The following is an 8,023-nucleotide window of genomic DNA, read 5'->3' as shown; positions in this document are numbered from 1 at the left end:
CTCGGCGGCCGTCAGCTCGGCCGCGCGGTCGCCCAGGCCAACGGCTCGTACGTGCTGAACGCCCCCGGCCAGGGACACGCCCGCGTCCGCCGCGGGGGCCAGCACCTTCGCGCCGGCGGTCAGCCGGTAGGTACCGTCGGCGAGCGGGGCACGGTCGGTGTTCGCCCAGCCCGGCGCGTGACCGAGCTTCCGGGCGAGGGCCTCGAAACCGGCGTACGTCGGGCTCGGCTTCGGACCGCCCCAGGTGGCCTGCGCCAGGAAGCGCACCGGCATGAAGGCCTCGGCCTCCACCTCGTTCTCCGTCTCGGCCGCCGCACTGTCCGGCCACAGACTGATCTTCGCGCCGGTGAGGTTCGCCGCGCCCTCGGTCAGCGTCTCGCTCTCGAAGCTCAGCGGCGTCCAGCCGCTCTCGTACAGCTTCTGCGTCTGCATCTTGAAGCCGCCGCGGATCAGGTAGAGCGAGTAGGCGGAGTTCATCACCGGCCGGCCCTCGGCCAGCAGCGAGGACGGCTGCTGGATGGAACCGCCGCCCAGCCAGTGCTCGACGGTGATGTCACGGTTCAGCGGGACCACACTGTTGTGGCCGGTCAGCCCGTCGTTCCAGATCCTCAGCGACCTGCCGTCCGCCTTCACATGCGCGTCGACCTGGTTGATGAAGTCGGTGAAGAGGTCGTCCGGGGTCGCCGCCGCACCGAATTTCGCGGTTGCCGCGGTCTGGAGCTGCGGGTAGTCGGGATAGGAGGAGCCGATCATGTACTCGTCCGCGCCCATGTGCCAGGAGTGGCTGTCCCAGACCTTCAGCGCCTCGTCGACCATCGAGGTGTAGTACGCCAGTGCCTCGGGCCGGGAGATGTCGAGCCGGGTCGGGGAGGCGACACCGTTCTTGTCCCGCAGCTGCAGCTCCGGGTGGTTCTCCAGGTAAGGGTCCATGTGGCCGGGGGAGTTGATCTCCGGCACCAGCTCGATGTGGTACTTCCTGGCCGTCGCGACCAGCGTGCGGACCTGCGCCTTGGTGTAGTAGCCCCAGAACGCCGAGGCAGGGTCGGTGTCGCTCTTGACCTTGGCCTCGATCCACAGCTGGTTGAGCTTCTGCGAGGCCATGTCCTTCATGAGCCGCTCGAACCACTGAGTCGACACGTTGATGTAGCAGGCGCAGACCCCGACGCCGCGCTCGCGGTACGCGGGCACATCGGTCGCCGAACCACGTGCGGCGCGGCCGTCGTCGTTCAGTAGTTGCAGAACGGTCCGGCTCCCGTAGAACACGCCGGTGGAGCTCGCCGCGGTGACGGTGAGCCGGTCGCCGATGTCCAGCCGGTAGCCCTCCGCGCCCAACTCGCCCTTCAGGGAAGGATCCTGGCGCAGCACGATGTCGCCGGAGCGGGCGGCGCGGCTCCGCGACACCGAAGCCTTGCCGGCCAGCTCGCCCGCGAAACGGCCCGCGTCGGCGGCCGTGCGGCTGTCGCGGATCCCGGACAGCACGATTCTGGCCCGGTCGGTGAGCCTGAACTCGCCCTGACCGCCGTGCCATTGGCGCAGTGTGGGCAGCACCTCGGGCGGCGCCGCGGCGGTCGATCCGGTCTGCGCGGCAGCGCTCTGCCAGGGCAGCAGCGCCGCGGCGAGCGCTGTCACCACGGCCCCGATGGTCCTTCGTCTTGCCATCCGCATGTTCATGCGCCCGACCTTCGCCGGTGACGGGGTTCGTGGTCCATGGACGGATGCGGAAAATGGTTGGACGAATGATCGGAGGTGAAGGTCGTTGTGGATCAGGCGACTTCGGTGAGGGAGGTCGGCCCGCGGAAGGTGCGGCGGTAAGCATTCGGGGTGGTGCCAAGAGACTTGGTGAACTGATGGCGCAGCGCGGCCGCATTCCCGAAACCGGTCCGGTCGGCGATCGCGTCCATGGTTTCATCGGAGGTCTCCAGCAGATGCTGGGCCAGCAGAACCCGCTGGCGCAGCAGCCAGCGGTACGGGGTGGTGCCCGTCTCCTGCTGGAAGCGGCGCGCGAAGGTGCGCGGCGACATGTGCGCCTGGGCGGCGAGCTGATCGACCGTCATCTCCTGGTCGAGGTGGCGCTCCATCCAGGCGAGCGTACCGCCGACCGTGTCGCACGCGGTGCGGGGCAACGGGCGCTCGACGTACTGCGCCTGGCCGCCGTCGCGGTGCGGCGGCACCACCATGCGCCGCGCGATGGCGTTGGCGACGCCGGGGCCGTGGGCCTGGCGCACCAGGTGCAGGGCGGCGTCGATCCCGGCGGCGGTCCCCGCCGACGTGATGATCTGCCCCTCGTCCACGTACAGCACGTCGGGCTCGATGACGGCCCGCGGGAAGCGACGGGCCAGGTCGGCCGTGTACCGCCAGTGGGTGGTGCAGCGGCGGCCGTCCAGAAGTCCCGCCTCGCCCAGCACGAAGGCGCCGGAGCACACGCTGAGCACCCGGGCGCCGCGGTCCACGGCCCTGCGCAGGGCTTCCAGTGCCGCCTCCGGGAAGTCCTGGCTCCGGAAGGACGTGCCGGCGGGAACGGCGATCAGATCCGCCTCGTCCAGCCGTTCGAGACCGTGCGGGGTGGACACGGTGAATCCGGCATGGGTCGACAGCACCGGCCCCTCGCCGGAGACCACCGCGAAGTCGTGCACCGGAAGCCCCTCGTCACTGCGGTCGAGCCCGAACACCTCTGACAGCACGCCGAGTTCGAAGGGATGCACCTCGCCGAGCAGCAGCACCGCGACATTGTTCAGCATGCAGACAGTGTGGCAGTAATTCGATGCTGCGTGACAGTCCTGCCACTGCCGCGATCGATCCGCCCGGTCCAGAGTTGAGCCATGAACACATTCCTGAACTACCTGGGCACCATGGCTGTATTCGCACTCTTCCTGGCGCCGGTGCTGGCCGGCATCGCTCGCGAACACCGCATCGACCGCCAGTTGCGCGTTGCGGAACGGGAACGGCGCGCCCAGCCCCCGGATACGGCGGACGCCACGCGGCCGGTGCGGGCCGCGTGGCGTCGGGAGCTGCGGATCGGGGCGAGAGCCCAGCGGGTCTAGCCCCAACGTCGTTCAGTTAGGTGGGGCTGGGTGGTGTCAAGGGTCGGTTGCGAGCATGTTGATGCTGATGGTGGCCTCGTAGGTGGCCCGGTCGATGGCGGGTCCGCGTGCGTTGTACTTGGAGATCGCGCGTTTGACGATGCGGTCTTTGGTGCGGACCCGCCGTTTTGGCAGGAGCTGGGTCAGCACGTTGCGGTCGATGGCCCCGACCAGGTCGATGACGGTGTCGGCGATGACGCCTGCGGCCAGGACGAGCTGGTCGCGGGCGGCGGCCAGCGCGACGGTGAAGCCGGCCCGGTCTGGGTCGGTGCCCGGGACGCTGTCGGTGGCATCGGTCATCGCGGTCCGCAGCGCCTGGTAGGCGGTCAGCAGTGCCCAGACCTCCTGCTCGACGCCGGCCGGGGTGCGGGCCCGCAGGACCCGCCCGCCCAGGATCGTGGACTTCAGCTCGGCGTAGGCCGTCTCGATCTCCCAGCGCTCGTGGTAAAGCCGGACGAGTTCACCGGCCGGGTGGGTCGTGGGGTCGGTGAGGGTGGTCAGCAGCCGGTAGTGACCGGTGCGGACCCCGCGGGACGTTGCGATGGTGATCTCGGCGTCGATGACCCGCACGGTCAGTGCTCCGAGCCGGGCCAGGAACGAGCCGTCGCGCAAGCGGGCCACCGCGGGCAGTTTCCTCCCGGACTTGCACCGCACCAGCAGGTGGGCGCCGGTGGCAGCCAGGCGGTTCAGCAGATCGGCGGCGGCGAAATTCCGGTCACCCAGCAGCAGCATCCCGGCACGCAGATCGCCCGCCAGCCGGCCCGCGTACTGAAGCTCGCCGGTGGTCGCCGGGCCGAACACCGCCCCGATCACCGACCGGTTCCCGCAGGCCACCAAAGCCGCCAGCCGGACCTGCGGATAGCCCCCGGCCCCGCTGTTGCACCGCTGTTTGGCGAACACCGTGAGATTCTCCGGCGTGTCCGGCACCGGCAACAGCGTGCCGTCGACCGCCACGGCCAGCAGCCCACGCCACCGCACCTGAACCGCCGTCGTGGCCACCGGGCCACGCACCAGGTCGAACAGCGCCTTCATCGGCGCCGCCCCCAGACGCTGACGGGCCTGCCGTAACGCACTGCCGCTGGGCCTGACGGGCGACAGCCCGGCCAGACCCGCGCACAACCGGTCAAAGACCTGCCGGTAGCCCAGCTCGGCGAACAACGCCCCGGCCAGCAGCAGATACACCGTGACCCGGGCCGGCATCAGCCGAACCCGCCGATCGAGCGCCCGGGTCTCCGCCGGCACCTCGTCGACCATCTCGAACGGCATGATCCGGGTCAACTCACCGATATGCCCCGGCGCGAACACCCCGGCCGCTATCCCGACCGGCCCTGTTATGGCAGCCTGTTCCAACAGCGGAGCTCCTGTAGTGAGGATGTCTTGGAGGACAAACCTCTTCTACAGCAGCTCCGCTGCCTCGTTCACCAGCCTTGACGAACAACCCCCACCCTTAACTGAACGGCGTCGGGTCTAGAAGTCGTCGTCGAACGCGACCGAGCCCTCCACCGCCACCTGGTACGCCGACGGACGGCGCTCGAAGAAGTTCGTCAGCTCCTGGACGCCCTGCAGCTCCATGAACGAGAACGGGTTCTCGGAGCCGTAGACCGTCGGGAATCCGAGCCGGGCGAGCCGCTGGTCGGCGACGCACTGCAGGTACTCGCGCATCGACTCGGTGTTCATGCCCGGCAGACCGTCGCCGCACAGGTCACGGCCGAACTGCAGCTCCGCGTCGACGGCCTCCTTCAGCATGTCGGTGACCTGCTGCCGGAGTTCGTCGTCGAAGAGGTCGGGCTCCTCCTTGCGGACGGTGTCGACGACCTCGAACGCGAAGTTCATGTGCATCGTCTCGTCACGGAAGACCCAGTTGGTCCCCGTGGCGAGACCGTGCAGCAGGCCGCGCGAGCGGAACCAGTAGACGTATGCGAACGCGCCGTAGAAGAACAGCCCCTCGATGCACGCCGCGAAGCAGATCAGGTTCAGCAGGAAGCGACGGCGGTCGGCCTTCGTCTCCAGCCGTTCGATCTTCTCCACCCCTCCTTGCCCGTCCAGGGCGGCCATCCACTTGAAGCAGAACTGCGCCTTCTCGCGGATGGACGGGATCTCCTCGACCGCGTCGAACGCTGCCGCGCGGTCGTCCGGGTCGGGCAGATACGTGTCGAGCAGCGTCAGATAGAACTGGACGTGCACGGCCTCCTCGAACAGCTGCCGCGACAGGTACAGCCGGGCCTCGGGGGAGTTGATGTGCTTGTACAGCGTCAGCACGAGGTTGTTCGAGACGATCGAGTCACCCGTCGCGAAGAAGGCGACGAGCCGGCCGATCATGTGCTGCTCGCCGGGTGAGAGCTTGGCGAGATCGGCCACGTCGGAGTGGAGGTCGACCTCCTCCACCGTCCACGTGTTCTTGATCGCGTCACGGTAGCGCTCGTAGAAGTCCGGGTAGCGCATGGGCCGCAGGGTCAGTTCGAAGCCCGGGTCGAGCAGGTTCTTCTCGGTGGTGCTCATTACTGGCAGGCCTCACAGGACTCGGGGTTTTCGAGAGAGCAGGCAAGGGCGTCCGCGTCGACGGCCGGCGCCTGCTGCACGGGAATGGGAACGGCGGCCGCCGTCCGGCCGGAGGCCGCGCGGGCGATGCGGGTGGCCGGCCGTGAGCGCAGGTAGTACGTCGTCTTCAGACCCTGTTTCCAGGCGTACGCGTACATCGAGGAGAGCTTGCCGATCGTCGGCGTCTCCAGGAACAGGTTCAGCGACTGGCTCTGGTCGAGGTACGGCGTACGCGCCGCGGCCATGTCGATCAGTCCGCGCTGCGGGATCTCCCACGCCGTGCGGTACAGCGCGCGCACGTCCTCGGGGATCCAGGCGAATCCCTGCACCGAGCCGCTCGCCTCGCGCAGCGCCTCGCGGGTGCGCGCGTCCCACACGCCGAGCTTCTTCAGCTCGTCCACCAGATAGCCGTTGACCTGGAGGAACTCGCCGCTGAGCGTCTCGCGCTTGAACAGGTTGGAGACCTGCGGCTCGATGCACTCGTACACCCCGGCGATCGAGGCGATCGTGGCGGTCGGCGCGATGGCCAGCAGCAGCGAGTTGCGCATACCGGTCTTCGCGATCCGGGCCCGCAGCGCGGCCCAGCGCTCCGGCCAGGCCGGCTCGGTGTCGTAGTGGTCGGGGTGGAGCACACCACGGGCGGCGCGCGTCTGCGACCAGGCGGGCAGCGGACCGGACCGCTCGGCGAGGTCGCAGGACGCCTCGTACGCGGCGAGCATGATCCGCTCGGAGATCTTGGTGGAGAGCGCGCGGGCCGCGGGGGAGTCGAACGGCAGCCGCAGCTGGAAGAAGACGTCCTGGAGCCCCATCGCGCCCAGCCCCACGGGCCGCCAGCGGGCATTGGACCGGCCGGCCTGCTCGGTCGGGTAGAAGTTGATGTCGACGACCCGGTCGAGGAAGGTGACGGCGGTACGGACGGTGGCGTCCAGCCGCGCCCAGTCGATGCCGCCGTCCACGACGAACGAGCCCAGGTTGACCGAACCGAGGTTGCAGACGGCCGTCTCGCCGTCGTCCGTCACTTCGAGGATCTCGGTGCACAGGTTCGACGAGTGGACGACGCGGCCCGGCTCGGCGGTCTGGTTCGCGGTCCGGTTGGAGGCGTCCTTGAACGTCATCCAGCCCTGGCCGGTCTGTGCGAGCGTCCGCATCATGCGGCCGTACAGCTCGCGCGCGGGCATCGACTTCCGGGCCAGGCCCGCGGCCTCGGCGGCCCGGTAGGCGGTGTCGAACTCGTCGCCCCACAGGTCGACCAGCTCGGGGACGTCGGCGGGCGAGAACAGCGACCAGTCGCCGTCCGCGTCGACCCGGCGCATGAACTCGTCCGGGATCCAGTGCGCCAGGTTGAGGTTGTGCGTACGCCGCTGGTCCTCACCCGTGTTGTCGCGCAGTTCCAGGAACTCCTCGATGTCCGCGTGCCACGTCTCCAGGTAGACGGCGGCGGCGCCCTTGCGGCGGCCGCCCTGGTTCACCGCGGCGACCGAGGCGTCGAGCGTCTTCAGGAACGGCACGATGCCGTTGGAGTGCCCGTTGGTGCCGCGGATCAGCGAACCGCGGGCACGGATCCGGGAGTACGAGAGGCCGATGCCGCCGGCGTGCTTGGAGAGCCGCGCCACCTGGTGGTAGCGGTCGTAGATCGAGTCGAGCTCGTCCAGCGGCGAGTCCAGCAGGTAGCAGGAGGACATCTGCGGGTGCCGGGTTCCGGAGTTGAACAGGGTCGGTGAGGACGGCAGGTAGTCGAGCCGGCTCATCAGCCCGTACAGCGAGGCGACCTCGTCCAGTGCGCGCACCGAGTCGTCCTCGGCGAGACCGGCGGCGACACGCAGCATGAAGTGCTGCGGCGTCTCGATGACCTGACGGGTGAGCGGGTGGCGGAGCAGATAGCGGCTGTGCAGCGTCCGCAGCCCGAAGTAGCCGAACCGGTCGTCGGCGCCGTCGGCGAGCGACTGCTCGACCAGCGCGTCGAGCCGTGCGGCGTGGAGCGCGACGAACCCGGCGGTCCGGTCCGCGATCAGACCCTCGCGGTGGCCGGTGGCGACCGAGGCGGAGAAGGACACCGCGCCCTGGCCTGCCGCCTCGTCCGCGATGGTGCGGGTGAGGAGACGGGCGGCGAGCCGGGAGTACGCGGGGTCCTCGGCGATCAGGCCCGCGGCTGCCTCGGTGGCCAGCGAGCGCAGCTCCGCCTCGTCCGACGCCGCGTTGCGGCCGCGCAGCGCGGCGGCGGCGACACGGCCGGGGTCGGTGTCGGGCAGATCGACGGTGAGGTCGGTCAGGGTTCGCAGCAGGGCGGTCCCGGGTCCGTCGTTCGTGGTTTCCGCGGACTCGGTGGCTGAAGCCGGATCGGCTGGCGCGATGGTCACGTGGTGCTCTCCCTCGCTCGGCTCTGGGCCGGCGGGAGCGGGGCAGCC

6 protein-coding genes are annotated in these 8,023 nt (G+C 69.6%); 1 reads left to right on the top strand and 5 read right to left on the bottom strand.

The features are described 5' to 3' along the window. Together ACFVXE_RS34975 and ACFVXE_RS34970 are read right to left on the bottom strand one after the other, a co-directional pair. Positions 1 to 1,659: beta-N-acetylhexosaminidase (locus tag ACFVXE_RS34975; RefSeq protein WP_389677329.1), on the bottom strand; the 1,659-nt coding region annotated here is incomplete at its 3' end. A gap of 104 nt (positions 1,660 to 1,763) precedes the next feature. Next, the gene (locus ACFVXE_RS34970; RefSeq protein WP_389677328.1) at positions 1,764 to 2,738 is read right to left on the bottom strand and encodes a GlxA family transcriptional regulator; all 975 of its coding nucleotides are present in this window, start codon (positions 2,736 to 2,738) and stop codon (positions 1,764 to 1,766) included. Between the two features lie 81 nt (positions 2,739 to 2,819). Here ACFVXE_RS34970 and ACFVXE_RS34965 point away from each other — a divergent pair, with 81 nt between their 5' ends. Next, positions 2,820 to 3,041 carry a hypothetical protein gene (locus ACFVXE_RS34965; RefSeq protein WP_389677327.1) on the top strand — a complete coding sequence of 74 codons (222 nt, stop codon included), beginning with the start codon at positions 2,820 to 2,822 and terminating at the stop codon, positions 3,039 to 3,041. A gap of 36 nt (positions 3,042 to 3,077) precedes the next feature. On the opposite strand, the gene ACFVXE_RS34960 is transcribed toward ACFVXE_RS34965, so the two are convergent. From ACFVXE_RS34960 to ACFVXE_RS34950, 3 genes are all read right to left on the bottom strand, one after another. Beyond that, the gene (locus ACFVXE_RS34960; RefSeq protein ID WP_389677325.1) at positions 3,078 to 4,430 is read right to left on the bottom strand and encodes an IS4 family transposase; all 1,353 of its coding nucleotides are present in this window, start codon (positions 4,428 to 4,430) and stop codon (positions 3,078 to 3,080) included. 117 nt (positions 4,431 to 4,547) lie between these two features. Next, a complete protein-coding gene (locus tag ACFVXE_RS34955) occupies positions 4,548 to 5,579 on the bottom strand; it encodes a ribonucleotide-diphosphate reductase subunit beta (protein ID WP_389677323.1) in 1,032 nt (343 codons plus the stop codon). Continuing rightward, on the bottom strand, positions 5,579 to 7,975 hold the full coding sequence (locus ACFVXE_RS34950) for a ribonucleoside-diphosphate reductase subunit alpha (protein ID WP_389677321.1): 2,397 nt from the start codon (positions 7,973 to 7,975) through the stop codon (positions 5,579 to 5,581). The genes ACFVXE_RS34955 and ACFVXE_RS34950 overlap by 1 nt, the downstream gene beginning before the upstream one ends. Positions 7,976 to 8,023 lie beyond the last annotated feature (48 nt).

It is taken from the genome of Streptomyces sp. NPDC058231, from assembly GCF_042882275.1.
In the GTDB taxonomy this organism is placed as follows: domain Bacteria; phylum Actinomycetota; class Actinomycetes; order Streptomycetales; family Streptomycetaceae; genus Streptomyces.
The sequence above is the reverse complement of the archived record's forward strand: the minus strand, read 5'-3'. Positions and strand labels throughout refer to the sequence as shown.